At 65.1% G+C, this 24,362-nt stretch carries 21 protein-coding genes; 11 read left to right on the top strand and 10 right to left on the bottom strand.

Annotated elements, in window-relative coordinates:
• Positions 1–22: 22 nt before the first annotated feature.
• Positions 23–433, top strand: coding sequence for a RusA family crossover junction endodeoxyribonuclease (locus AC0IYS_RS28045; protein ID WP_471708264.1), 411 nt, complete (start codon positions 23–25; stop codon positions 431–433).
• Positions 430–1,119 carry a hypothetical protein gene (locus AC0IYS_RS28040; RefSeq protein WP_471708263.1) on the top strand — a complete coding sequence of 230 codons (690 nt, stop codon included), beginning with the start codon at positions 430–432 and terminating at the stop codon, positions 1,117–1,119. Before AC0IYS_RS28045 ends, AC0IYS_RS28040 begins: the two co-directional genes overlap by 4 nt.
• A 21-nt stretch (positions 1,120–1,140) precedes the next feature.
• Here AC0IYS_RS28040 and AC0IYS_RS28035 read toward each other — a convergent pair whose 3' ends face one another.
• From AC0IYS_RS28035 to AC0IYS_RS28020, 4 genes are all read right to left on the bottom strand, one after another.
• Complete coding sequence (locus AC0IYS_RS28035; RefSeq protein WP_471708262.1) at positions 1,141–1,596, bottom strand: nuclear transport factor 2 family protein; 456 nt, start codon at positions 1,594–1,596, stop codon at positions 1,141–1,143.
• The gene (locus tag AC0IYS_RS28030) at positions 1,593–2,513 is read right to left on the bottom strand and encodes an SAM hydrolase/SAM-dependent halogenase family protein (RefSeq protein ID WP_471708261.1); all 921 of its coding nucleotides are present in this window, start codon (positions 2,511–2,513) and stop codon (positions 1,593–1,595) included. The genes AC0IYS_RS28035 and AC0IYS_RS28030 overlap by 4 nt, the downstream gene beginning before the upstream one ends.
• Positions 2,514–2,537: 24 nt before the next feature.
• Positions 2,538–5,012: a TonB-dependent receptor plug domain-containing protein gene (locus tag AC0IYS_RS28025; protein WP_471708260.1), complete on the bottom strand. Its 2,475-nt coding sequence runs from the start codon at positions 5,010–5,012 to the stop codon at positions 2,538–2,540.
• Between the two features lie 88 nt (positions 5,013–5,100).
• Positions 5,101–6,606, bottom strand: a complete 1,506-nt coding sequence (locus AC0IYS_RS28020) for a DUF3369 domain-containing protein (protein ID WP_471708259.1) — start codon at positions 6,604–6,606, stop codon at positions 5,101–5,103.
• Positions 6,607–6,932: 326 nt separating this feature from the next.
• Here AC0IYS_RS28020 and AC0IYS_RS28015 point away from each other — a divergent pair, with 326 nt between their 5' ends.
• On the top strand, positions 6,933–7,427 hold the full coding sequence (locus AC0IYS_RS28015; protein WP_471708258.1) for a DUF3016 domain-containing protein: 495 nt from the start codon (positions 6,933–6,935) through the stop codon (positions 7,425–7,427).
• A gap of 33 nt (positions 7,428–7,460) precedes the next feature.
• On the opposite strand, the gene AC0IYS_RS28010 is transcribed toward AC0IYS_RS28015, so the two are convergent.
• From AC0IYS_RS28010 to AC0IYS_RS27995, 4 genes are all read right to left on the bottom strand, one after another.
• Positions 7,461–7,904 carry an acyl-CoA thioesterase gene (locus AC0IYS_RS28010; protein WP_471708257.1) on the bottom strand — a complete coding sequence of 148 codons (444 nt, stop codon included), beginning with the start codon at positions 7,902–7,904 and terminating at the stop codon, positions 7,461–7,463.
• Positions 7,905–7,913: 9 nt separating this feature from the next.
• On the bottom strand, positions 7,914–8,615 hold the full coding sequence (locus AC0IYS_RS28005) for a dienelactone hydrolase family protein (protein ID WP_471708256.1): 702 nt from the start codon (positions 8,613–8,615) through the stop codon (positions 7,914–7,916).
• 81 nt (positions 8,616–8,696) lie between these two features.
• Positions 8,697–12,080: a DUF6701 domain-containing protein gene (locus AC0IYS_RS28000; RefSeq protein WP_471708255.1), complete on the bottom strand. Its 3,384-nt coding sequence runs from the start codon at positions 12,078–12,080 to the stop codon at positions 8,697–8,699.
• Positions 12,081–12,187: 107 nt separating this feature from the next.
• Positions 12,188–13,804, bottom strand: coding sequence for a M28 family peptidase (locus tag AC0IYS_RS27995; RefSeq protein ID WP_471708254.1), 1,617 nt, complete (start codon positions 13,802–13,804; stop codon positions 12,188–12,190).
• Positions 13,805–13,992: 188 nt separating this feature from the next.
• Between AC0IYS_RS27995 and AC0IYS_RS27990 the strand changes: the two genes are divergently transcribed.
• Positions 13,993–14,271, top strand: coding sequence for a hypothetical protein (locus AC0IYS_RS27990; RefSeq protein WP_471708253.1), 279 nt, complete (start codon positions 13,993–13,995; stop codon positions 14,269–14,271).
• Between the two features lie 63 nt (positions 14,272–14,334).
• The gene (locus AC0IYS_RS27985) at positions 14,335–14,595 is read left to right on the top strand and encodes a hypothetical protein (protein WP_471708252.1); all 261 of its coding nucleotides are present in this window, start codon (positions 14,335–14,337) and stop codon (positions 14,593–14,595) included.
• A 107-nt stretch (positions 14,596–14,702) separates the two neighbouring features.
• On the opposite strand, the gene AC0IYS_RS27980 is transcribed toward AC0IYS_RS27985, so the two are convergent.
• Together AC0IYS_RS27980 and AC0IYS_RS27975 are read right to left on the bottom strand one after the other, a co-directional pair.
• Positions 14,703–15,317, bottom strand: a complete 615-nt coding sequence (locus AC0IYS_RS27980; protein ID WP_471708251.1) for a hypothetical protein — start codon at positions 15,315–15,317, stop codon at positions 14,703–14,705.
• Positions 15,318–15,475: 158 nt separating this feature from the next.
• Positions 15,476–16,471, bottom strand: a complete 996-nt coding sequence (locus tag AC0IYS_RS27975; RefSeq protein ID WP_471708250.1) for an alpha/beta fold hydrolase — start codon at positions 16,469–16,471, stop codon at positions 15,476–15,478.
• Between the two features lie 198 nt (positions 16,472–16,669).
• Here AC0IYS_RS27975 and AC0IYS_RS27970 point away from each other — a divergent pair, with 198 nt between their 5' ends.
• The 6 genes from AC0IYS_RS27970 to AC0IYS_RS27945 all read left to right on the top strand — a co-directional run bounded on the left by AC0IYS_RS27970 (position 16,670) and on the right by AC0IYS_RS27945 (position 24,290).
• A complete protein-coding gene (locus AC0IYS_RS27970) occupies positions 16,670–18,937 on the top strand; it encodes a DEAD/DEAH box helicase (RefSeq protein ID WP_471708249.1) in 2,268 nt (755 codons plus the stop codon).
• Between the two features lie 290 nt (positions 18,938–19,227).
• Positions 19,228–19,359 (top strand): hypothetical protein, encoded by a 132-nt coding sequence (locus AC0IYS_RS27965; RefSeq protein WP_471708248.1) that lies wholly within the window; start codon positions 19,228–19,230, stop codon positions 19,357–19,359.
• Positions 19,359–21,278, top strand: coding sequence for a Mu transposase C-terminal domain-containing protein (locus tag AC0IYS_RS27960; protein WP_471708247.1), 1,920 nt, complete (start codon positions 19,359–19,361; stop codon positions 21,276–21,278). Before AC0IYS_RS27965 ends, AC0IYS_RS27960 begins: the two co-directional genes overlap by 1 nt.
• Positions 21,279–21,677: 399 nt before the next feature.
• Positions 21,678–23,285: a flavin monoamine oxidase family protein gene (locus AC0IYS_RS27955; RefSeq protein ID WP_471708246.1), complete on the top strand. Its 1,608-nt coding sequence runs from the start codon at positions 21,678–21,680 to the stop codon at positions 23,283–23,285.
• A complete protein-coding gene (locus AC0IYS_RS27950; protein ID WP_471708245.1) occupies positions 23,282–23,713 on the top strand; it encodes a c-type cytochrome in 432 nt (143 codons plus the stop codon). Before AC0IYS_RS27955 ends, AC0IYS_RS27950 begins: the two co-directional genes overlap by 4 nt.
• 34 nt (positions 23,714–23,747) lie before the next feature.
• Positions 23,748–24,290, top strand: a complete 543-nt coding sequence (locus AC0IYS_RS27945) for a RidA family protein (RefSeq protein WP_471708244.1) — start codon at positions 23,748–23,750, stop codon at positions 24,288–24,290.
• The last annotated feature ends 72 nt before the right edge of the window (positions 24,291–24,362 follow it).

Genomic DNA, 24,362 nt, shown 5'->3' with positions numbered 1-24,362 from the left:
GCGATCAAACGAGGAAAGTAACATGCCGCTCATCGTAGACTTCGTGCTGCCGTGCCGTGCGTATTCTTATCAGACAAAGGATGCGTCGCATAGAAGGGCATGGACCGATTACGTTTATGGTCGTGCAAGGCTTGCATGGCCGGCGCGCCCCTTGGTGAACTATCCGCTAAAATTCACCATGGTTTACCTGTCCCATAGTCCACGGCCTGGCGACATTAATAATTTCGTAAAACCCGTGCAAGATGCGTTGTGTGCGTTAATTTATGCCGATGATTCCATGATTCGGGACGTGTCTGCGCATGTGCGCGGCGTGGATGTGAATCATAACAAGGATGGCTTGCCAGCCAAGCTGGCCCAAGCTATTGCAACAGGCGATACGTGCGTCTATGTGGCGATTTCGGATTCGTCCGAACTGGCCGAGGAGATGAGATGAAAACCATTCAGGAACTTCGCGCTTTGCGGCGAATTGCCGAAGCTTACCAGCGTCGCGGCTACACTGTCGTATTCGAACCGCCTGCCGAGTCCCTTCCCTCTTTCTTAGGGAACTATCAACCGGAGATTTTGGCCACCAAGGGTAGCGAAAACATGCTCATCGACGTTAAAACGGAGGGTGTCAGGGACGTTGCCGCCTTCATGCGGCTGTGGGAGGAGTTTGAACGGCATCCCGGTTGGCAGATGTCCTGTGCCACGGTTCCGAATGTAGACCCCGAAGTGAACACTTCGGGTGAGTTCGGTGATCTTGACGTTGACGGATTGCTGCAGCATTTACGCGAGATCGATCTGTTAGCTCGCGAGTCTCAAGCCACTCCGGGTATGCTGACCAGATTGTGGATCGTCTACATCGCGGCGTTGAGGCTGTTCGCCATTCAGGAAGGCTTTGACAGGGATGGCGATACGGATCTTTACCGCCTCGACCGTGCGGCCTCAAACGGGTTGATATCCAATGCGGAATTTGAAGAGGCGCGGGCTTTGTTGGCGCTTCGCAATAGGATTGTTGACGGCAGCGACGCCGCAGTGGCGCCCGAAGATTATTCGCAGTTACGTCGAATGATTCAGCGGGTGATCGATCAGATCGCGCCGGTCGAGGCGTCAGAGACCGTGCAACACGCCGAGGCTTGACGCCGCCGCGTTATCCGGCGATCAGCCGCCAGCCGGACTCGACCACACCTTCATCGTTTGCACCGCCAGCAGCTTGCACTGGCCGCCGACGTTGACGTAGGTGCGCATGAACTGATAGCGGTTGCTGCGCCAGGTCTTGCCGTCGGCATTCCATTGCTCGACCGTGCTCAGGCCGCGCAGCACCACTGTGTCGCCGCCGACATGGGCGTGGACGTCGCTGGTGGTGCGCGACTTGTGCACCACGGCGGGCTTCTTCGAACGCTCCAGCAGCACCGCCTTGCCTTCCGTCTGCGACGCCAGGTTGTGCACCCACACGTAGTCGTCCGCCAGCAACCGGTCGAGGAAGGCGACGTCGCCGACGCGCAGCGCTTCCTCGTACTGCCGATCGCGCTCGATCAGCTCGGCCGTCGGCAGGCAGGGCGCCGCCGCCGCGCTCAGCGACAACGCCCAAGCCAGTGCCAGCGGGCCGCTCTTCATTTCGACGGCACTTTGGTGATTTCCACTTCCCAGTCCACGCCCGATTCGATCTTGTGCCTGGCGGCGTAGTTGCCCTGGCTGATGGCGACGGCCACGTCCAGCAGGCTGTTGAGGTAGACCAGCGGCTTGCCCTTGGCCACGCCGCCGAAGGTGTGCTCGAACGGTGCGATCACTTTGTCGATCTGTTTGCCGTTGTGCAGGATGCGCACCTGCACTTGTTCATGCACGCCGACCTTCAGCTCGTCGAACAGCGATTTCGGGATGTTGGTCCAGACGTTGCCGTATTTGACGTCGAGCACCGGGATGATGCCGCGAATGGTATTGCCGTTGCGGACCGCCTTTTGGTACGCGATCTTGACCACCGATTCGCTCGGCAGCACCGGGCCGACCTGCTCGTAGGTGATGGCGCCCGAGGCCAGGCGCGCGCCGACGAAGGCGTAGACGTCGCGGCCGTGGAAAGTGTACGACTCGGCCGAGCCGGCCAGGCGGTTGACCTTTTCGTCGATCTCGCGCAGTTCGGCCACGCCGTCGCGCTCGGCGATCAGGGTGAACAGGCCGTTGTCGGGGCCAACGAAGTAGCGGCCTTCCTTGGTCTTCAACACCACCGACTTGCGGGCCGTGCCGACGCCGGGGTCGATCACCGAGACGAACACGCTGCCCTTGGGCCAGTAGTTGGCGGTCTGGTACAGGCGGTAGGCGCCGAGCCAGATGTCGTAGTCGGGAATGTTGTGGGTCAGGTCGGAGACCTGCAGCGTTGGGTCGACGCCGTAGGCGACGCCGTGCATCGCCGAGACGGCGCCGTCGGAGGTGCCGAAGTCGGTCATCAGGACCAGGGCGTTCTTGGCGTCCGCCGCATAAACTTGCGCGGTTATCAAAGCGCCGAGGCAGGCGGTGGCGAGCAGTTTGGAGAGCTTCATGTTTTTTCCCGATTAAATTTGAGCTTAGAAAGTGTAGCGCAGGCGGCCATAGAAATAGGCGCCGTTGAGACCGATCGGATTAATAAAATTGTACGGCAGCGCGCCGCCATAGGTGGCGTTGTTGGTCTGGCGCACGCGTTGCGGGTAGCGGTCGAGGATGTTGTCGCCGCCGACGGCCACCGTCAGCTGCTTGGTCAGCTTGTATTGCGCCTCCAGGTCCACGGTCCAGACGGCGCCGAAGCGCTGGGCGTTGACGCCGTCGATGACCTCGGCGTCCTGGTCGTAGGAGAAGTCCTTGAGCGGGCCGAAACGGGTGGCCTTGGCTTGCAGGCTCCACTGCGCCGCCTGCCAGTCGGCGCTCAGCACCAGCTTGTTCTTGGGCGAGGCGTTGCGGATGCGGAACAGGCTCATGTCGGTCAACAAGGTCAAATCCGGATCGATTTGCGACAGCGCGGTGGAACTTTGGCGCGCCTTGTCGATGCGGGTCTTGTTCAGGTTGAGGGCGGCGTTCAGATCGAGCTTGCCGCCGGCGAAGCGCAGGTCGTGGTTGACGACCGCGTCGAAGCCGGTGGTGGTGGTGTCGAGCAGGTTGGCCAGGTAGGCCACCGACTGGATGTCGGTGCGGCCGATGCCGGCCAGATAGGCGGTGGCGGCGTCGCTTTGCAGGTCGCTGGTACGGGTGATGCGGTCGCGGATTTTGATGCGGTAGGCGTCCAGGGTGACGCTGGTGTTGCGCTGCGGACGCCAGGCGGCGCCGATCGACAGGTTGGTGGACTTCTCCGGTTTGAGCGACTCGGCGCCAAAGGCGCGCGCCAGCGGATCGCTGGCCGGCAGCAGCGAGGCCGTTTGCAGCGCGCTGCCGTCCTCGTTGAAGTTCAAGGTCGAGAAGCGGAAGCCGGTCTGCACCAGCGCCGGCGCGCGGAAGCTGTTCGACAGCGAGCCGCGCAGCAGGAAGCCGTCGCTCAGTTTGTAGCGCGCCGACAGCTTGCCGGTGCTGGCGGTGCCGAAGTCGCTGTAGTCCGAGTAGCGGGCGGCCGCGCCCAGCAGCAGGCGGCTGGTGACGTCGCTTTCGATGTCCGCGTAGACCGAGCGGATCGAGCGGCTGCCGTCGAAGGCATCCTGCGGGCGCAGTCCGGGACCGGCCTGGGCGCCGGGCGGCGCGCCTGGCACGGTGCCGGCGGCGTACGAGGCCGGGTCGCCCGGCGAGCTTTGATAGCTCTCGCGCATGTACTCGGCGCCCAGCGCCAGGTTGACCGGCGCGCCAATGCCCAGATCGAGTTCGCGCGTGACGTCGGCGTTGACGGCGTTTTGCTTGAAGTCGAAGGTGGCGAGGTGGAAGCTGGTCGGGCTGGCGGCGCCCAGCGAGGCGTTGACCGAGTTGGACAGGTCGTAGTCGAACTTGTTGCCGCCGTGGCGGGCGCTTAGGTCCCAGTTCCAGGCGCCGCTGGCCAGGCGCAGGCCGGCGACGACACTGGTGTCGGTCATGTCGCCGTTGGTGTTCGGGCGGTAACCGTTGGGGTAGATGGCCGGTACGTTGGACGGGTCGCCGGGGTAGCGGAAGTAGGCGCTGCCGTCGGACTTTCGCTTGTTGACTGTGGCGAAGGAATAGGCGTCCACGCCGGCCCCCAGCGGCACCAGCGCGTTGTAGAACAGGTAGTGGTTTTTTTGCTGCGAGTCGCCGGATTTGAACACCACCTGGCCGTCGAGCGCCAGGTCTTGCGGGGTGGAGTTCCACGAGGTCCAGCCGGCGTCGCTGCGGCCGGCGCGGTTGGTCGGGTTGCGGTCGCGCGTTTCGGCGCCGAAGCGCACGAAGCCGGCGTCGCCGACCGGCACGCCGTAGTCGGCACTGACGATTTTGGTCTGGCCGTCGGTCTTGGTGTCGTTGGTCGGCTTGAAGTCGGTGTGGTTGGCGCCGTAGCTGACCGAGGCCGAGCCGCCGCTGCGCGCTTTCTTCAGCACGATGTTGATGACGCCGGCGACGGCGTCGCTGCCGTATTGGGCGCCGGCGCCGTCGCGCAGGATTTCGATGTGGTCGATGGCGCCCGGCGGAATGGCGTTGACGTCGACCGGCACGGTGCCGGCGAAGCTGCTTTCGGTGTCGAGCACCGCGCTGGCGTGGCGGCGTTTGCCGTTGATCAGTACCAGCACCTGGTCGGGCGCAAGGCCGCGCAGCTGGATGCCGCGCACGGAGTCGGCGGCGCCGCTCGATTCGATGCGTGGAAAGTTGATCGACGGCGACAGGTTTTGCAGGGCGGCGCCGAGGTCGCCGCTGGCGAGGGCGTTTTCCACCTCGCGCTGGCCGAAGCGGTCGATCGGCACGGCGCTGTCGAACACGGTGCGGTTGCGGGCGCGCGAGCCGACCACGGTGACCTGGTCGATGGCGGCGGTGTCGGTGGTGGACGCTTGCTGCGCCCGGGCGGCTGGCAGCGACGACAACAGCAGCGCGCAGGCGATGACGCTGCGGCGCAGGGGTAATCGTGGGAGGGTGTGGCGCGGCATGACGGATTCCTTGCTTGGTCTGGACCAGTATCTTACGAGCAAGGAATTCCGTTTAACAACAACCGATTGCAAATATGCTTATGCGCGTCTAGTCCGGGAAGCGCTCGTTGATGGCGACGGCTTTGTCGATGTTTTGCACCAAGAGGTCGACGTACACCGGGTCCAAGTGCTGGCCGGCCACCTCCCGCAGGTGTTCGACCACTTTTTCGATCGGCCAGGCGTCCTTGTAGCAGCGCTTGTGCATCAGCGCGTCGAAGACGTCGGCGACGGCGACGATGCGCGCGTACAGGTGGATGTCATGGCCCTTCAATCCCTGCGGATAGCCGCTGCCGTCGAATTTTTCGTGGTGCTGGTGGGCGATGACCGCCGCCGCCTTGAGGATCGGCCGCTGCGAGCCGTCCAGGATCGACAGGCCCACCGTCGGGTGTTGCTTCATGATTTCCCATTCGGCGGCATCGAGCTTGCCCGGCTTGAGCAGCACCGCGTCCGGCGTGGCGATCTTGCCGATGTCGTGCATCGGCGCGGCGTGGCGCAGCACGGCCGTCTCGTCCTCCGGCATGCCGGCGGCGGTGGCCAGCAGGTGGCATACCTCGGCCATGCGGCGCACGTGGTTGCCGGCCTCGTTGGAGCGCGATTCGACGACGTCGCCCAGGCGCAGGATCAGCTCGGCCTGGGTGTCGGTGATTTCCTGGGTCAGCAGGATGTTGTCGAAGGCGATGGCGACGCCCGAGCAGAACACTTCCAGCAGCTTGGTGTCGATCTCGGAGATTTCCTCGACGCCCTTGAGGATCAGCAGCGAGGCCTTGCCGCTGTTGTTGGGGAAGTAGCCGATGTAGGTGTCGCCCTCCACGCGCGAGATCTTGTTGCTCTTGGCCGCGTCGAGCTGGGCCAGCACCGCGTCGTTGAGCAGGGTGCCCTCGTCGTCGCCGATCTGGGCCAGCACTTCGTATTCCTGCTCGCCGCCGAAGGCGGTGGCGCCGCGCAGGCGCAGCAGCATGCTGTGCTCGAGGCGCAACAGCGCGACCACTTGCTGCAGCAGGCCGTTGGCGAAGTCCTTGAGGTTGCGTTGCTGGAAAATGTGGGCCGAGGCGGCGATCACGCGCTCGAGGCCTTCGCGGTAGTTGGCCTGCGAGCGGCGGGCTTCCTCGACCTTCATGATGTCGCGGTAGGCGCGCAGCGCGGCGAAGGTGGTGGTGAACAGCTTCGTGCGGTCGAGTTCGGTCTTCTCTTTGTAGTCGTTGATGTCGTAGTTGACGATCACCCGTTCCTCGGGCGCCTGGCCGGGCTGGCCGGTGCGCAGCACGATGCGGGTGAACTGGTTGTCGAGGTCCTGGCGCATCCAGCGCGCCACTTCGAGGCCGCTGTCTTCCTTTTCCATCACCACGTCGAGGAACACCAGCGCGATGTCGCTTTCGCGCGCCAGCACTTCCTTGGCCTCGGCGCCGCTGTAGGCGTGCACGAAGGTCAGCGCCCGGCCGTCGAGGCGGAAGCGGCTCAAGGTGAGCTTGGTGATGTCGTGGATGTCCGGTTCGTCATCGACCAACAGAACTTTCCACGGTGCTAACTTGGGCGAAGCAGATGACAAAAAGGACATAGGGGAACGTTCCGCTAAATGACGTATGGATTAAATTTGATTGTAATCGTGTCCCACGCCATTAACAACAAGCAATAAAATTTCCTGCTGCTTTGCACAACACTCCGGGGCGGGACGGCGTTGTGTTAGTTTTACGTAACACTACGTATGAGCTGAACAATACTTTGATTCGGGCAATATTGCTATCCCGAAGTGAAATATTTTGACGGAACGGCGGCGCTTTGCGGTTGCGCGGGCATTGGTAACAAATCGATTCAGGCCGCGCGGGGACGGCGGAAAAGGGCTATATTATTTACTATGAATGTACCCCGTGAAGGAGTAGCACAATGCGCCTGATGACCAAACCCTTGCTGGCCGCCGCCCTGGCGCTGCTGGCCAGCGGCGCCGCGTGGGCCGACGTGAGCGTGACGTTCGTCAAGCCGGACGAATTTATCGACATGCCGCGCAGCCCGATCGAGCGCGAGCGCCTGCAGAAGGATTTCGCCGAGTATTTTGCTTCGCTCAACAAGCGATTGCCGGCCGGCCAGAACCTCAAGATCGAGGTGCTCGATATCGACCTGGCCGGGCAGCTGTGGCCGCGCCGCAGCGGCGGCGAGGACATCCGCATCATGCGCGGCGGCGCCGATTGGCCGCGGATGCACCTGCGCTACACGCTCGAGGAGAACGGCCAGGTGCTGCGCAGCGGCGACGAGCAACTGTCGAACATGAATTACCAGCAGCGCATGGGCCGCCATTCGGACAGCGACCCGCTGCGCTATGAAAAGCAGATGATCGACGAGTGGTTCGGCAAAACCATCGTGCCGAAGGTGGCCAGCCGCTGATTCGCCGAACCGCTGCCGGACCACGGCAGCCCGTCAGCCCGGCTGGGCGGCCTTGGGGAAGTGCGCCAGGAAGGCCTTCGGCATCGGCGCCACCTGGCCGCTCTGGAAGTTGAAGAACACGAAGCCGTACTTGGCCATGGCGATCAGCTTGCCGTCGGCCGGGCGCGTGACGCGGAAGATCAGGTCGCCGCCGTAGCGGTTGACGTCCATCACCCCCACCTCGAACAGCAGCAGGTCGCGCGCGTGCGCCTCGGCCTTGAACATCGTCGCCAGGTCGGTGACGATGGTGCCCAGGCCGTCGGCGTCGATCTCCGGCGCGCCAAAGTGCGCCAGGAACAGCGCGCGCGCCTCCGACAGCATGGAGACCATCGAATCGTTGCCCAGGTGGTTGGCGGCGTTGATGTCGGTGCTGCGCACCGTCATCCGGGTCTCGAAATAATACTGGTCTTCGGGGAAGTCCAGGGTCAGGCGTGCCATGGCGCCCCTTTACAGTTGTTCGCCGAGGAACACCAGCGTGTGGCCGTGCGCCTGGGCGGCGGCGCGCTGCTGGTAGCTGTCGCGGTGGTTGCAGTTGAAGCCGTGCTCGGCGCCCTCGTAGACGTGGATCTCGACCTGGTCGTTGCTGTCGAAGCGTTCGGCGATGCTTTTGACGGCGTCTGCCGGGATGTGGCTGTCGGCGCCGCCGAAGTGCATCAGCATCGGTCCCTTGATCTGGTCGGCGCGGTCCAGCCCATTCTGGATGCCGCCGCCGTAGTAGCACACGCCGGCGTCGACCAGGCCGTTGGCCAGGGTGTGGTAGGACAGCTTGCCGCCGAAGCAGTAGCCGACCGAGGCGACCTTGTGGGCGCCGACGGCGTCGAGCCCGCGCAGCACCTTGACGGTGGCGGCGATGTCGGCCTGGGCGCGGCCGACGTCGGTGGCGTTCATCAGTTCGACGGCGCGCTTCCAGCCGTCGCCGTCGTAGGCCAGCTCGATGTGGGCGCCCTCGCGCCAGAACAGGTCCGGCGCCAGCACCACGTAGCCGTCGGCGGCGTACTGGTCGGCGACGTTGCGGATGTGCTGGTTGACGCCGAAGATTTCCTGAAGCAACACGATGCCCGGGCCCTTGCCGGAGCGCGGCAGCGACAGGTAGGCTTCAAACTTGCCGTCGGCGGTGTCGACGTCGATCCACTTCGAATTGGTTTCCATGGCGTTCCTTGTAGGGGCAGAAAGCGGCCATCCTACCTTGTTTCGCGCGCCCTTGCAGCGCGCGCGGCCGGAGCGGGCGCGTTAGTACACCTCGCGCCGGTAGACCACCGGGCCGGAACGGTAGATGCCGAAGGTGGCGCGGCCGACGCTGCTGGGCAGGTAGTAGATCAGCGATCCGAGCGAGACCTCGGCCCAGCCGATCTCGGTCGTCACCGGCGTGGGCGGCGCCACGCGGAAGGTGCCCTTGCCGTTCTTGAGCACCAGCGTGGACGGCGCGGGGGCCGCCTTCATCGCCGGGCAGCGGCCGGCCAGGCCCTTGACGCAATTGTCGAATTTGATGAAGTTGGCGATCGCCCCGCTGGTCGCCTGCACCTGCGGGTTGAACACGTAGCCGACCGGCATGTAGTACTGCGCGCTGGCGTCGACCGGCACGCTGCCGTTGGGCGAGCCGTAGGTATTGGCGACCAGCAAACGGCCGCTGACCACCGTCAGCGGCGCCTCGACCGAGACGATCTGGGGCGCCGGGGCGGGCGGCGTGGGGCGTTTGGAGGTGACGCCGTCGCTGTCGACGGCGCGGATATAGGTCGTCACCGGCAGCACGTCCTTGGCGCTGAAGAGGAAGCGGGGCATGTTGTCGACCGGCGCCGCGAACTTGCCGACGCCCTTGTCGAAAGCGAAATTGACGCCGGTGGTTAAGGCCCCGTCGGCCGGGCGTATCCAGTCGAGCTGGCCGCCGGCCGTGGCGACGCTGCCGCCGGCGGCCGTCAGCGCCGACAGCGCCACCGCCTTGGCGTAGGCGCCCGAGTGGTTCAGCGTGAGCGCCGGCGGCGTCGCGCCGTTGTAGGCCAGCACCTTGACGAAGAACGGCTGGCCGGAATGGACGAAGCTGGTCGTGGCCGGGCCGCACGGCCGGGTGGCGTCGCTCAGACCGGCACAGCTCATGCTGCGGCCCTCGGCCGGGATGGCTGGCGGGGCGGCGGAGCCGTCGACCTCCTGGTTGCTCATCAGCACCGTGTCGAAGTGGTCCGGAACGAAGCGGGCCACGGTCAGCGTGCCGGCCGTTTTGAAGGCCTTGTCGGCAAAGCCCATGTAATAGCCGGTGGAGTTGAACAAGGTCACGTCCAGTTTGATCGCGCCGGTGTCGCTGAAGCTCCACAGCCCGGTGGCGTCGTCCAAGCTGGTGTAGACGCCGCCGCTGACGGCCTTGAACTTGCCGGCGGTGATCAAGCCATTCTTGCGGGCGGCGTCCAGGTTGCCGTTGGCATCGATGTTGGCGATGCCGGAGGTGATCGTGATGCCTTCGGCCGAGGTTTCCTTGCCGAAGTTGGTGGTGACCTTCTTGTCGCCGTTGACGGCGCTGATCTTGACGATGAAGCCTTCGCTGGCCCTGGCGAACACGCCGTCGGCCGCCATGGTCGCGGTGTTGGCTTTGGTCAGCACGCTGGCCGCCTCGATCAGGAACTCCTTGGGCGCGGCGATGAAGCTGCTGCTGCCGATGGCGTTGAAGCCGGCGCCGGCGAAGCTGCCGTTGAGATTGATCCTGCCGACCTCGGCGTATTGCAGCGGCACAGTGGCGTAGCCGTCCTTGTCGAAGGCGAACGGCACGGCGACGGCGGCTTTGCGGCAGTCCAGGCTGGCGCTGCCGACCTTGACGTTGACGTCGGCGGCCTTGTCGGCCGCCGGGCTGTCGAACGCGCACGACAGGTCGATGTTGACCGTCTGGTTGGCCACCAGCGGCACGCAGCTCTGGTTTTGCGCGGAGGCCTTCTTCGCCTGGATGGTGACGGTGGCGCCGCCGGCCATCGACACGTGGTTGCTGGCCGAGATGTCCAGTCCGGTGGTGCCAAATTTCATCTGGCACTGCAGCGACGGGTCGCTGGTGCTGGTGTTGACGCAGGTGGCGGCGTTGAGCGCGCCCGTGGCCGACAAGGTGGCGGTGCCGGCCGTGGTCTGCTCGACCGTGGCGCTGGTGGTCTCGCCGCCGCTGAAGCTGAACGATTTGCCGCCCGGCTGCAGCGTGACGGTGGCCGTGCCGGTGTAGTTGGGGAGCGCGCAGGCGCTGTTGGCGCAGGCGGTGACGGTGACCGGCTGCGGCTGGCAGGTGAGCGCGCTGCCCGGTTGGGTGATGCGGAAATGGTGCACGCCCGACGGCGGCGGCGCGCCGCAGGTGGGCTTGTAGTTGCTGTCGGCCCGGGTGACGCAGCTGCAGCCCGAGGCGCCGGCGCCGGTGCAGGTGATGGTCTTGCTGACGGTGGCGCCGTAGTCGAGGAAGATGGCGTTGACCGAGGCGTTGCCGTTGATGTTGTCGCCCGAGGCGTGGGTAGTGACGTTGCGCGCCGACAGGTCGCCGTTGATGGTGGCGCCCGAGCCGATGTCGATGTCGCCCTTCATCGTGACGTTGCCGTTGACGACGACGTTGGACGCGGCGATCGTCAAGGTGGTGCCGGTGAGGTTGCCGTTGACGGTGTTGCCGCTGCCGATGGTGAGCGAGGTGCCGGCGTTGATGTCGCCCTTGATGGTGACGCCGGAGGCGTTCAGGTCGACCTTGGGCGAGTCGATCTTGCCGGTGACGCTGGCGCCGCTGCCGGCCACCAGCGAGGTGGTGGCGGTGATGTTGCCGACGACAATGGCGTTGGCCGCGCTCAGTTCGACCGTGGGGGCGTCGATGTCGCCGGCCAGGCTGCTGCCCGAGGCCAAGGTGAAGGCCGAGGCGGCGATGTTGCCGCTGATGGTCGAGCCCGAGCCGGTGGTGACGGCGCCGCTGCGCCCGCCGTTGATGCCGGGGATGCCGGTGATGCCGCCCTTGACGGTGGAACTCGAGCCCAGGCTGACGGTGCCGCTGGCGTCGATGCCGCCGTCGATGCGCAGGCTCGAGCCTGCCGTCACCGTCGCCGCCGACAGCGTGCCGGTGATGGTGGTGCTCGAGCCGAGGTTGGCGTCGCCGCTGAGGGTGACATTGCCGTTGATGCGGGTCGACGGCCCGCCGGTGGTGATGGTGGCGGCGACGACGTTGGCGGTCACGGTCTGGTCGTTGGCGCCGAGCACGAAGGCGTCGCCCGCGCGCAACGTGCCGCCGGCCACCTGGGTGTTGGCGGTCTGCAGGCCGCGCAGATCGAGGTCGCCGGTGGCGCGCAGCACGGCGCTGCCGCTCATCTTCAGTACCTGGAAGTAGGTGAAGGCAACGTCGGTGCCGACCACCACCGTGTAGCCGCTGGCGATGGTGATGTCGTTCGCTTGCGACAGGGTGTCGCAGGTGTAGGTGGTGTTGGCGCGCTTGCAACCGGTGACTTGGCCGCCATCAAAGGCGTCGGTGGCGGCGTGTGCGGAATTGGCCCCTAGCAGCAGCGCCAGCATCAGCGAGAAGGACGGTAACAGCGCAAGCGGCTGGCGCGCGAGGGCGGCGCCGGCGCGCCGCAGCGCGGGCGTCGTGAGTAAAACGACAAGCCTGAAGAAATTGAAAGTCATACGCCACCCGAACATGCCTGTCAGCATTATAGGGCGTTTCGGGTGTTGCTCTGTGGCATATATCAGACGCCGGCCGGATTGGCCGGCGTTTGTCGCGCTCCCGTCGGCTAGCGCTTGACCTTGCCGAAGGCGTCGCCGGCCTTCCAGGTCTGCATGGCCGGGGCGTTGGCCACCGCGTAGCCCAGGTTGAGGGTGAACTGCGCCTGCTGCACCATGCCCGACAAATCCCACTCCGGACGGTACTCGTCGGTGACCTGGTGGTAGTCCTTCTTGAAAGCGACCAGCTTGGCGCGCGACGGTTCGAGGTCCTTGACGAAGGTGAAGTGGCCGTCGCCGGAGAACACGGCCGAGCCGACGTTGAACGCCGGCACGCCGGCCTTGGCAAAATTGAAATGGTCGGCGCGGAAGAAGGCGCCCGACAGGTCCGGGATGGCCGGCGCCAGCGTCAGGCCCATCTTTTTGGCAACCGCGCCGGCGGCGCCGTACAGGCTGCTGCGCTCGGCGCCGGCGACGCCGATATCGCTGGTCTTGCCGACGAAGTTCATGCTGTCGAGGTTAAGGTCGGCCGTGGTCTTGTCGAGCGGCCAGGCCGGGTTTTGCACGTAGGCGGCGCTGCCCAGCAGGCCCTGTTCCTCGGCCGCCGGCCACAGGAAGATCTGGGTGCGCTTGGCCGGGTGCTTGACCGCCTCGGCGGCCATGACCAGCAGCGCGGCGGTGCCGGACGCGTTGTCGATGGCGCCGTTGTACGTGTGGTCGGTCTTGTCGTCGCGGCGCACGCCCTCGTCGATGCCCAGGTGGTCCCAGTGGGCCGAATAGATCACCGCCTGTTCCTTCAGCTTGGCGTCGGTGCCCGGTACGATGCCGGCGACGTTGAACTGCTCGATCTGGCGCACGGCGCTGCGCACCTCGGCGTGGACCTTGATGTTGAGGTCGACCGGCGTGAAGTCGCGCCGCTCGGCCTTGGCGCGCAGCGCGTCCAGGTCGAAGCCGGCGGCGGCGAACAGCGCCCGCGCGGTGTCCTCCTGCAGCCAGCCCTCGACCGGGTTGCCCTTGCCGGCCAGGTGGAAGCGCTCGTGGCCAAAGCCGTTGGCCGGCACGCTCCACGGGTAGGAGGCCGATGGCGTGGTGTGGATCAGCAGCGCGCCTGCGGCGCCGCGCCGCACCGCCTCCTCGAACTTGTACAGCCAGCGGCCGTAGTAGGTGTACGCCTTGCCGGCGAAGCGGTTGGGCTCCTCGGCGGTCGGCTGCGGGTCGTTGACCATCATGACCAGGATCTTGCCCTTCATGTCGACGCCCTTGTAGTCGTCCCAGTTTTCCTCCGGCGCGCTGGCGCCGTAGCCGACGAACACCAGCGGCGCGTCGACGGTGACGTCCTGCTTGCCGCTCATGGTGCCGAAGACGATCTCGGTGCCGGTCTTGGGGACGATGGTCTTGCCGCCGGCGTCGAAGCGCACCAGGCTCCCGGGCAGCAGCTTGGTGCCCTCGATCTTGACGGACTGGCGGTAGCCGCCGCCGGCCAGCGGTTTGAGGCCAATGATGGCGGCCTGCGTCTCCAGGTAGCGCACCGTCAGGTCGCCGCCGCGCTGGCCGGTGCCGCGCCCTTCGAACAGGTCGTCGGCCAGGAAGGACAGGTGGGCGCGCAGCGGCGCCTCGGCGACGACGGGTTGTTGGGCGTGTGCCTGAAAGGCGATGCCGGCGGCGAGGGCTAACACTGTGAGACGCATGTGGATTCCTAGGTTGTGGTTATCTTGCTGACGCGGGACATCTTACTGGATTTTCGACCGTTTGTAAGCGAGTGTAAGAGTCGGTAAGAGGTTGTAAGGACAGTCAACTCATCGGTGGCGCCGGCCGTTTTCTGCTCATGCGACACGGGATGGTCCCGCTGCCCAAAACCAGAAAAAGGAAACACATCATGACCAAAATTATCGCTTCCCTGATCGCCGGCCTGTTCGCCACCGCAGCATTCGCCCAGACGCCAGCCGCCGCGCCAGCCGCGCCTGAGACCAAACCAGCCGTCGCCGCCGAAGCGAAGACCACGACCAAGACCGAAGTGAAGAGCGAAGTCAAAACCGACAAGCACGGCGCCCACAAGGTTAAGACGGTCAAGGAAACCAAAGAATCCAAAGTCGCAGCCCCCGCCACCGAGACGGTGACCAAGGTTGAAACGAAAGAAGTAGCAGTGAAGAAGTAAAAAAAGGGTCAGTTTTACTAAAATAATTTAAATAATTTATATCGTTTTAAAAGGATCTATATCATGAAGAAGATTATCGCTACCCTGGCCGTCACCTTGTTCGCCGGCGCTGCTTTCGCCCAGGCTCCTGCAACGCCAGCCACGCCGGCGACGCCTGCTAGCCCGGCAACGGCAACCGCCGCGACGCCGGCCGCACCAGCGGCGCCGCATGAGCACACCGCCGCGAAGAAAACGCATCACAAGAAGGCCAAGGCTGAAAAAGAAGCCAAGCCTGCAGCTGCGGAGCCGGCGACCCCGGCAACCCCGGCAACGCCAGCCAAGTAATCCAGTCGTAAGCTTCACTAGCTGGCGCACGACGTGCCGCCCCGGACCTTCGGCCTGGGCAGCGCAAGAAAAAGAGAGACGGGATACGACCCGCCTCTCTTTTTTTGTTAGTACGCAGTGTCCTCAACACGGTAGCGAAATTTGCGCCGCTCCGGCAAATCCCATCCGGGATCGAAGTCCTCTTTTTTTACCGGAACTGTTCGAGTTGGATTCGCAGCGGGGGCATCTGGCGGCAGAGCGGTAGGAGCGTACTCGGGAATGTTTGGTTTCGCAGTTGACGCCAGGTCTCGATTCATATTCTCTTGCGCCAGTTCTTCGCGTAGTAGTCCCGCCATCTTGTACTGCTTGTCGCCGGGACGGCGTACCGATAAATCGAACCATGCGTTGCGCGCAGTGCGGGCGAAATGCCGCGCGAACTGGTTGGGTGAGACGGACTGGCCGTCGTGAATGATTTTGTCGCCTTCGACGCGGGCGTAGTTATGCTCGCCATAGCTCCACGAACGCAGAATCGTCCCTTCGGGCAGGAAAAGCGTTTTCCATTGATAGCCTCGAATGCCGATCCGATCAGCATTGGGAGGCAGTTCGTTTTTGGAATCGAGCCAGAACTCTAGCGCGATATTGAGCGCCTCCGAGACGTCATGCGAGTCACTGCGCGTGCGCAAATACTCGATCAGTCGGAGCAGGGTGGGGGTAGAGAGCTGCGCGGCCACTGTGGTAAACATTCGTTTTTCTCCTCTCTTTCTTCTCTTCTCCTCTATTTAGATCGCTAATCTTAAAAAGAGTTCAAAGAAGAGAAATAGAGAAGAAAAGAGAAGTCTAAAGAGAGGGTTTACCACAGGGCGCCGTACAGGGTAGCCCACCCCGCCGCGCCACGGCATTTTTAGCGGTTAAGCTCTTCGAGCAAGGCGCGGTGGAACGCGGCCGGATCTTCCATCTGCGGCGCGTGGCCCATGCCTTTGAATTCCACCAGATGGCCGTTCGGGATTTGCTTGACCGCCTGCTTGCCCAACACCTCGTACTTGCCGATTTGGGCCTTGACGGCCGGCGGCGCGATGTCGCTGCCGATGGCGGTGGTGTCGGCGTCGCCGATCATCAGCGACGTCGGCACCTTCAGCAGCGGGAATTCATAGACCACCGGCTGCGTATAGATCATGTCGTAGATCAGCGCCGAGTTCCAGGCCACGATCTTCTTGCCCGGTCCCGCGTTCATCCCGGCCAGCATATCGACCCAGCGCTCGTACTCCGGCTTCCAGCGGCCGACGTAGTAGGTCGACTTCTCGTAGGCGCGCACGCTGTCGGCCGTCATCTTCAATTCGCGCTCGTACCACTGATCGACGCTGCGCGCCGGCACGCCCAGCGCCTTCCAGTCTTCCAACCCGATCGGATTGACCATCACCAGCCGCGACACCGCCTCCGGATACATCAGCGCGTAGCGCGTGGCCAGCATGCCGCCGGTCGAGTGGCCGATGATGGCGGCCTGTTTGACGCCGATGCTCTTTAATAGCGCCTCGGTGTTGGCGGCCAGCTGCTGGAAGGTGTATTGATAGTGTTCCGGCTTGGTCGAGGCGCAGAATCCGATCTGGTCGGGCGCCACCACGCGGTAGCCGGCCGCGCTCAGGGCGGTGATGGTCTGCTCCCAGGTCGCGCCGCAGAAGTTCTTGCCGTGCATGAGGACCGCCGTCTTGCCGTTGGCCTTGGCCATTGGCGCCACGTCCATGTACGCCATTTGCAGCTCTTTGCCTTGCGATGTGAAAGCGTAGTACCGCAGCTTGTGCGGATAGGCGAAGCCTTCGAGCTGCGGCCCATAGGTGGCGGCGAGGGCGGGGGCGCTCGCAACGACGGTGGCGGCCAGGATGGCGGAGCGGATCGGGTGCATGGCATTCTCCAGGGGCGGGGGAGCGGCCAATATAGGGCGCGCACGATAGGACGGCAATCGGGAACGCCGTGACGACCCTTAATTTGCCCTTAAAACGGGCGATTTCACGCAAAAAAGGCTGAAACCGGCGAGACAGAGTAAACTACGCCCAAATTTCTTTCGCAATTAGGCGATTCGAACATACTTGTGAGTGACGCCATGTCTGACACCCCAACCTCCCCCATCACCCTTTTCTCCGATCTGAATCTGAGCGCGCCGCTGATCAAGGCCCTCAAGGACGTCGGCTACGAGTCGCCATCGCCGATCCAGGCGGCCACCATCCCGTCGCTGCTCGATAATCTCGACGTGCTGGGCCAGGCGCAGACCGGCACCGGCAAAACCGCCGCCTTCGCGCTGCCGATCCTGTCGCGCATCGACATCAAGCAGACTTCCCCGCAGGCGCTGGTGCTGGCGCCGACCCGCGAACTGGCGATCCAGGTGGCCGAGGCCTTCCAGACCTACGCCGCGCACATCCCCGGCTTCCACGTGCTGCCGATCTACGGCGGCCAAAGCTACGGCCCACAGCTGTCGGCGCTGCGCCGCGGCGTGCACGTCGTCGTCGGCACCCCGGGCCGCGTCATCGACCACCTGGACAAGGGTTCGCTCGACCTGTCCAAGCTCAAAACGCTGGTGCTCGACGAGGCCGACGAGATGCTGCGCATGGGCTTTATCGACGACGTCGAGCGCATCCTGCAGGAGACCCCGGACAGCCGCCAGACCGCGCTGTTCTCGGCGACGATGCCGTCGGCGATCCGCCGCATCGCCAACACCTACCTGCGCAGCCCCAAGGAAATCACCGTCGCCGCCAAGACCGGCACCGCCGAAAACATCCGCCAGCGCTACTGGCTGGTGTCGGGCATGCACAAGCTCGACGCGCTCACCCGCATCCTGGAGGCGGAGAACTTCGACGGCATGATCATCTTCTCGCGCACCAAGCTCGGGACCGAGGAACTGGCCAGCAAGCTGCAGGCGCGCGGCTTCTCGGCCGCCGCCATCAACGGCGACGTCCAGCAGCAGCAGCGCGAGCGCACCATCCAGCAGCTCAAGGACGGCAAGATCGACATCCTGGTGGCCACCGACGTCGCCGCGCGCGGCCTGGACGTCGAGCGCATCAGCCACGTGGTCAACTACGACGTGCCGCACGATCCTGAAAGCTACACCCACCGCATCGGCCGCACCGGCCGCGCCGGCCGCAGCGGCGAGGCGATCCTGTTCATTACCCCGCGCGAGAAAAACCTGCTCAAATCGATCGAGCGCGCCACCCGCCAGCCGATCGGCATGCTCGAACTGCCGACCATCCAGGCGGTCAACGACGTGCGCATCGCCAAATTCAAGTCGCAGATCAGCGAAACCCTGGCCCAGGGGGAGCTGGAACAGTTCCAGTCGCTGATCGAGGACTTCGAGCGCGAACAGAACATCCCGGCGATCGAAATCGCCGCCGCGCTGGCCAAGATGGCGCGCGGCGACGTGCCGCTGCTGCTCGACAAAAAGCAGCAGACCGCCGCCGCCACCTGGGACGAACGGCCGGGCCGTCAGGTCGGCTTCGAGCGCCATGATCGTGGCGACCGCGGCGACCGTGGTGACCGGTTCGAGCGCGGCGACCGCGCCGAGCGTCCGGACCGCAGCGATAAATTCCCGAAAAAGGAGCGCGTGGTGCGCGCCGCCGATCCCGGCATGCAGACCTTCCGCATCGAGGTGGGCTACCAGCACGGCGTCAAGCCGGGCAACATCGTCGGCGCCATCGCCAACGAGGGCGGCATCGACTCCAAGCACATCGGCCGCATCGAGATCTACGACGACTACAGCGTGCTCGATATGCCCGACAACCTGACCGGCGACGTGCTCGATCACCTGGCCGGCATCAAGGTCGCCGGCCAGCAGCTGCGCATCAGCCGCGATAACGGCGACGGCGCCCCGGCGGCATCGGCCCCGGCGCCATCGGCACCGGCCCGTCCGGCGCCGGCCAGGGCCACCGCCCCGGCCAGGGCGCCCGCCGCCGACCAGCCGGCCGATAAAGCCGCCGACAAGCCGGCCGGCTCGCCGCTGGCGCGCGCCGCCCGCGTCGACGCCGCCGAACTGGACGACGCCGCGCCGAAGAAGAAAAAGGAAAAGCCGGGCAAGGTCACATTGCCGATGAGCGCCTTCCGCATCGAAGTGGGCAGCAACAACGCCGCCACCCCGTCCAACATCGTCGGCGCCATCGCCAACGAGGCGGGACTGGAGGCCAAGCATATCGGCCGCATCGAGATCTTCGATACCTACAGCATGGTCGAGTTGCCTGATGGCATGCCGGACGAGCTGTTCAAGCACCTGGGCAAGGTCTGGGTCGGCGGCGCGCAGCTGAAAATCAGTCATGCCGACCGCATGCCGCCGGAATCGGGCAAGTCGACGCCGCCGAAGAAGAAGCCTGCCGGCAAGAAATACTAAGCATCTTCCGCATCAAGAACGGGGCCGAAAGGCCCCGTTTTCCGTTGTTCATCCCATCGCGTGTTGTTGCACAGACAAGGTGCGCGCATCTGTTGCGTTGCACCAAAACAAAGCTTGACGTGCCGCAAACACCACGTCCCGAAAACCCCGCATGAATCACTCTCATAGGAGAAGCTGCCTTTCGGCAAGGCTGGCCCGCTTATTGCATATGTGATAGCACATCCCTATAAAAGGCGCGCCCGCCGAGGCGCCTCAACCTGGAGACAAGTCGTTTAGATCGGAGCATTGAGATGACATCATTCAGGAAGCTGTGGAACATCTTTGTCGATTCGCTCAAGCCGCAGATGCTGCGCGAGCATAATCAGGCCGGCCCGTACGCCATCATCGTCGACAGCCGGCCATTCACCGTCAAGGGGCGCTAATGCTACTGCGGAACGATCTGCTGCACTATACGCATCCGTCTCCGCGCACCGTCCGCATCTTGTGGATCGCTCCCGAGCAGAGCCACGCCTATGTCTTCGACGTGGCGGCCCGCTCGGCCGATGTAGAACTCGTCCAACTGTCGGTGCTGCACGCCGACATCCGGGCCGGCCGCGCTTCGGTGCTGCCGGCCGACCCCTATCTGATGGTCGTCAGCCAGGACCTGCTGCCGGCCAAACACCTGCAACTGCGGGCGCGCGCCTGGGAGATCATCGAGCCGCTGGTGGCGCTGGAGCCGGGCATCTACGAGGCCCGCCAGCGCGGCCAGCTGATCGCCCGCGCCACCGGCGCCCACGGCGTCTCGCATCCCACCATCTACCGCTACCTGCGCCGCTACTGGCAGCGCGGCCAGACCCCCAACGCGCTGCTGCCCGATTACTGCAACTCGGGCGGCAAGGGCAAGGTGCGCCAGGCCTCGGCCGGCGTCAAGCGCGGACGCCCGCGCAAGAACGGCGCCGACGCCGGGCCGGGCCTGAACGCCGACGAGGAAATCCGCCGCACCTTCCGCGTCGCCATCGCCCGCTACGCCGCCGGCCACGCCAAGTTCTCGCGCCTGGGCGCCTATGAACAGATGCTCGACGAGTTCTTCGTCGAGCGCCGCATCGACGAAGCATCGGGCCGCGTGCTGACCACGCCGGCCGGGCGCAGCGCCGTGCTGCCGACCTTCGGCCAGTTCAACTACTGGCTCGACCACGACGACGACCGTCCGCCCGAGGTGGCGCGCCGGGGCGACGGCGCGGCCGCGCCGTGGGGCCCCGCCACGCCCACCCCGTTCGCCACGGCAGCCTCGCTGGCCTCCCTGGCCGGCCAGCCGGCGGCGTTCGCGCCGCAAGCGTTGCCGCCGGGCCGGCCCGGCGCCGGCTTCTACCTCGACGCCGTCTGCGCCGAGGTGTGCCTGGTCTCGCGCGCCGACCGCCGGCAAGCGGTCGGCCGCCCGCGCATCTATCTGGCCGTCGATTCGTTCAGCCGCCTGGTCACCGGCGTCTACATCGGCCTGGGGCCGGCCAGCTGGCCGCAGGCGATGCTGGCGCTGGCCAACTGCGGCGCCGACAAACAGCGCTACAGCCAGCAGTTCGGCCGCCGCATCGAGGCGGCGCAGTGGCCGTGCCGCCACCTGCCGGAAACCCTGTTCGCCAACGCCGCGCTGACGGCCGGCCGCGATGGCGGCGAGGGCGGCATGGACCCGGCCTTGCTGAATAACTTCAACCTGCGCTGCGTCGCCGTCGACGACGGCCCGGGCGACTGGAAGGCGGTGCTGGAAAAGCGTTTCCGCCTGCTGGCGCCGAACGACGAGGGCGCGCCGTGCCGGCTCGACGGCGTGCTCGATCTGGAGCAGTTCACCCGCATCGTCATCGACTGCATCCTCTATTACAACAACCGCCACCCGCTGTCCCACGCCGGCAACGCCACCCCGCGCCAGCTGTGGGACTGGGGCGTGGCCCACCGGGGCGGCAGCCTCAAAACCTATCCCGAGCACCTGATCCGCTGCAGCCTGATGCCGGTGGCGTCGGCGCAGGTCGGCGCCGACGGCATCCGCCTGTTCGAAAGTACTTACACCTGCGCGCGCGCCATCAACGAGCGCTGGTTCGACCGCGCGCGCCTGCGCGGCCACTGGAGCGTCAAGGTCGCCTACGATCCGTCCAACCTGGACATGATCTACCTGCTCGATCCGGCCGCACCGATGCAGTTCCACGCCTGCCACCTGGACGACGCCTGCGCCGCCCAGCGCCACCTGTCGGCCGAGGAAATCGCCCGCCTGCCGCGCGAGGCGGCCGCCTCCCCCGGGTCGTCCACATCGTCAACATCGTCCGCGCCGTTGGCGCGCAGCGGCGCACCGGCCCTCGCCAGCTTCGCCGGCTGAGACGCAGCCGGTCACCCGCGCCGCCGGCGGCGGCGCGGTCCAGCGTCGTGCATCCTCCCATCCCCGCTTTTTTATGTGCCTCTTGCTGGTGCGCGGCGCCGCCGCGCGCCGTCTACCCGGCCGCCGGTCCCACCCGCGCGCGTCGCGCGCCGCCGCGAATAAAGTCCGTTTTACGCGAATAAAGTTTGTCGCCGGCCGCTTGCCGTCGCGGGTGTCCGGAGCGTACGCGGGGTCCATGTAAAAACATTGTTCGATGAAAGGAGGCCTTGCGCCACAAGGCTTGCCTTCGTTGTGAAGCATGTTTGTTTTGCGTGCAGCGCGTGGCACGCGCCTTGCTAGATTGGAACTATGGGTAAGCAAGTCACCCAAGTTATTTCAGGCAGACTGGTGAGGAAACCGATGGAAAGCAAAACAGTAAAACCGTTTAAACCGTTTAGTTCATTTACCCGTAGGGACTTTCTGTACCGGGCCGCCGCCGTCGGCGGCACCGGCCTGCTGTTAAACACCATGAACGCCTGGGGCATGGGCATCGGCTCGACGTCTTCCGCGCCGCCCGCGCTGAGCGGCAGCGGCAAAGGCAAGAAGGTGGTGATCCTCGGCGCCGGCCTGGCCGGACTGACCGCCGCCTTCGAGCTGGGCAAGCTCGGTTACCAGTGCCAGATCCTCGAGGCGCGCGATTTCGCCGGCGGCCGTTGCCAGACCGCCCGCAAGGGCTTCAGCCTGACCGAATTGGGCGGCGACAAACAGACCTGCGCCTTCGACGAGGGCCAGTACATCAACCACGGCCCGTGGCGCATCCCGCTGCACCACCAGTCGACCCTGCACTACACGCGCCTGTTCGAGGTGCCGCTGGAGGTGATGGTCAACGAGAACGACCACTCCTATGTGTATTCCGAAAACGCCGGCCCCTTCGCCGGCAAGCGCCTGCGCATCAAGGAGATCAAGGCCGACATGCGCGGCCATGTCGACGAGATGCTGGCCAAGTCGATCAAGAACAACCAGCTCGACGCCGAGCTGACCGCCGACGACAAGCGCCTGCTGCTCGACTACCTGGCGCACGAGGGCCAGCTGGCCGGCGCCGACCTGAAATACAAGGGCCGCACCGGACGCGGTTTCGCCGTCTATCCGGGCGCCGGCATGGAGCCCGGACCAGGCAAGCAGTCCGACCCGCTGGGCTTCAAGGAACTGCTGGCCTCCAAACTGGGCAACGTCTACAGCGCGGTGCAGGACTTCCCGATGCAGGCGACCATGTTCCAGCCGGTCGGCGGCATGGACGCGATCCCGAAGGCGTTTGAAAAGCGCGTCGGCAAGACCATCCGCTACCGTGCCGAGGTGCAGACCATCCGCCAGAACGACAAGGGCGTGACCATCGCCTTCAAGGACACCGCCACCGGCAAGGCCTCCAGCGTGACGGCCGACTACTGCCTGTGCACCATCCCGCTGTCGGTGCTGCGCCAGATCGACACCGATTTCTCGGACGCGTTCAAGAAGGCCGTCGCCACGGTGGCCTACGCGCCGGTCGGCAAGATCGGCCTGCAGATGAAGCGCCGCTTCTGGGAGGAGGACGACAACATCTACGGCGGCCACGTGCTCACCGACCTCAAAGGCATCAACACCATCTCGATGCCGTCGTACGGCTGGCAGAAGAAGAAGGGCGTGCTGCTCGGTTACTACCAGTACCAGACGGCCGCCATCGAGGTCAGCGCGCTGACGCCGGCCGAACGCGCCGAATTCGCCGTCGCCGCCGGCCAGAAGATCTTCCCGCAGTACCGCGACGAATACGAGAACGCGTTCTCGGTGGCGTGGCACCGCGTGCAGTACAACCTGGGCGGCTGGGCCGAGTGGACCGAGAAGACCCGCGCGGCCGCCTATCCGACCCTGCTCGAAGGCGAGGGCCGCATCATGCTGGCCGGCGAGCACCTGAGCTACCTGACCGGCTGGCAGGCCGGCGCCATCGAATCGGCCTGGCAGCAGATCGCCAGGATACACGCGAGGGCCAGCGCATGAGGGACACGTTACTGAAGGCCGCGATGGTGATCGTGGCCGCCTTCGCGGCCGCCGCCACGGCGCCGTCGCAGGCGCAGGCGCCGGCTTCCACCACGGCGCCGGACGGCAAGGCGCTGTTCCTGAAAAACTGCGCGGCCTGCCACCAGGCCACCGGCAAGGGCATCCCCGGCGCGTTCCCGGCGCTGGCCGGCAGCAAATTTGTCACCGGCGACCACGCCGAAGTGGCCACGGTGCTGCTCAAGGGCCGCGGCGGCATGCCCGACTTCAGCGAGAACATCAGCGATGCCGATATGGCCGCGATTCTGACCTATGTGCGCGCCAGCTGGGGCAACAAGGCCGACGCGTTGACCGAGGCCGAGGTGCTCAAACTGCGCGACACGCTTGGCGTGGCCCATTTCGGCAGCGCCGAAATGTCGAACAAACACTGATTACCACTCTATACAACCCAAGGAAGACGAGACCATGACCAAAGCACTCACCAAATCCGCCACCGCTCTGTTGATCTCCGCCGCCGTGGCCCTGTTGTCGGCGTCGCCGGCGATGGCCGCCGCCAAGGCGCCGAAGGTGGAGGAGAAGGCGGAGATCGTGCGCCACAAGATTCCGGGGTCGGACTTCCCGATCGCGCTGGCCGTGACGATCCCGTCGACCGCCACCATCCACTTCATCAGCGGCCAGGTGCCGGCGGTGATCGACAAGGCCGCCGCGCCGGACTCGCTGGCCGCCTTCGGCGACACCAAGGCGCAGTCCGAGACGGTGCTCAAGAAGATCAAGGAGATCCTCGAGGGCATGAAGCTGGAGATGTCGGACGTCGTCAAGATGACCGTCTACCTGGTCGGCGATCCGGCCAAGGGCGGCAAGGGCGACACCAAGGGCTTCATGGAAGCCTACACCCAGTACTTCGGCGGCACGCAGCCCAACCTGCCGGCGCGCGCCGTGGTGCAGGTGGCCGGCTTGAGCAACCCTGGCTGGTTGGTCGAAATCGAGGTGGTCGCCGCCAAAAAATAAGCGGTATTGGAATGAGGTTCAGGTTCGGGTTCAGGTCTTACTTTTCTTATTATTATTCAACTGGGGATTTAA

It is taken from the genome of Duganella sp. AC237, assembly GCF_979254035.1.
The sequence above is the reverse complement of the archived record's forward strand: the minus strand, read 5'-3'. Positions and strand labels throughout refer to the sequence as shown.

Coding starts and splice junctions, on each gene's coding strand:
- AC0IYS_RS28045 (WP_471708264.1), top strand. CDS start 23: ATGCCGCTCATCGTAGACTTCGTGCTGCCGTGCCGTGCGTATTCTTAT.
- AC0IYS_RS28040 (WP_471708263.1), top strand. CDS start 430: ATGAAAACCATTCAGGAACTTCGCGCTTTGCGGCGAATTGCCGAAGCT.
- AC0IYS_RS28035 (WP_471708262.1), bottom strand. CDS start 1,596: ATGAAGAGCGGCCCGCTGGCACTGGCTTGGGCGTTGTCGCTGAGCGCG.
- AC0IYS_RS28030 (WP_471708261.1), bottom strand. CDS start 2,513: ATGAAGCTCTCCAAACTGCTCGCCACCGCCTGCCTCGGCGCTTTGATA.
- AC0IYS_RS28025 (WP_471708260.1), bottom strand. CDS start 5,012: ATGCCGCGCCACACCCTCCCACGATTACCCCTGCGCCGCAGCGTCATC.
- AC0IYS_RS28020 (WP_471708259.1), bottom strand. CDS start 6,606: ATGTCCTTTTTGTCATCTGCTTCGCCCAAGTTAGCACCGTGGAAAGTT.
- AC0IYS_RS28015 (WP_471708258.1), top strand. CDS start 6,933: ATGCGCCTGATGACCAAACCCTTGCTGGCCGCCGCCCTGGCGCTGCTG.
- AC0IYS_RS28010 (WP_471708257.1), bottom strand. CDS start 7,904: ATGGCACGCCTGACCCTGGACTTCCCCGAAGACCAGTATTATTTCGAG.
- AC0IYS_RS28005 (WP_471708256.1), bottom strand. CDS start 8,615: ATGGAAACCAATTCGAAGTGGATCGACGTCGACACCGCCGACGGCAAG.
- AC0IYS_RS28000 (WP_471708255.1), bottom strand. CDS start 12,080: ATGACTTTCAATTTCTTCAGGCTTGTCGTTTTACTCACGACGCCCGCG.
- AC0IYS_RS27995 (WP_471708254.1), bottom strand. CDS start 13,804: ATGCGTCTCACAGTGTTAGCCCTCGCCGCCGGCATCGCCTTTCAGGCA.
- AC0IYS_RS27990 (WP_471708253.1), top strand. CDS start 13,993: ATGACCAAAATTATCGCTTCCCTGATCGCCGGCCTGTTCGCCACCGCA.
- AC0IYS_RS27985 (WP_471708252.1), top strand. CDS start 14,335: ATGAAGAAGATTATCGCTACCCTGGCCGTCACCTTGTTCGCCGGCGCT.
- AC0IYS_RS27980 (WP_471708251.1), bottom strand. CDS start 15,317: ATGTTTACCACAGTGGCCGCGCAGCTCTCTACCCCCACCCTGCTCCGA.
- AC0IYS_RS27975 (WP_471708250.1), bottom strand. CDS start 16,471: ATGCACCCGATCCGCTCCGCCATCCTGGCCGCCACCGTCGTTGCGAGC.
- AC0IYS_RS27970 (WP_471708249.1), top strand. CDS start 16,670: ATGTCTGACACCCCAACCTCCCCCATCACCCTTTTCTCCGATCTGAAT.
- AC0IYS_RS27965 (WP_471708248.1), top strand. CDS start 19,228: ATGACATCATTCAGGAAGCTGTGGAACATCTTTGTCGATTCGCTCAAG.
- AC0IYS_RS27960 (WP_471708247.1), top strand. CDS start 19,359: ATGCTACTGCGGAACGATCTGCTGCACTATACGCATCCGTCTCCGCGC.
- AC0IYS_RS27955 (WP_471708246.1), top strand. CDS start 21,678: ATGGAAAGCAAAACAGTAAAACCGTTTAAACCGTTTAGTTCATTTACC.
- AC0IYS_RS27950 (WP_471708245.1), top strand. CDS start 23,282: ATGAGGGACACGTTACTGAAGGCCGCGATGGTGATCGTGGCCGCCTTC.
- AC0IYS_RS27945 (WP_471708244.1), top strand. CDS start 23,748: ATGACCAAAGCACTCACCAAATCCGCCACCGCTCTGTTGATCTCCGCC.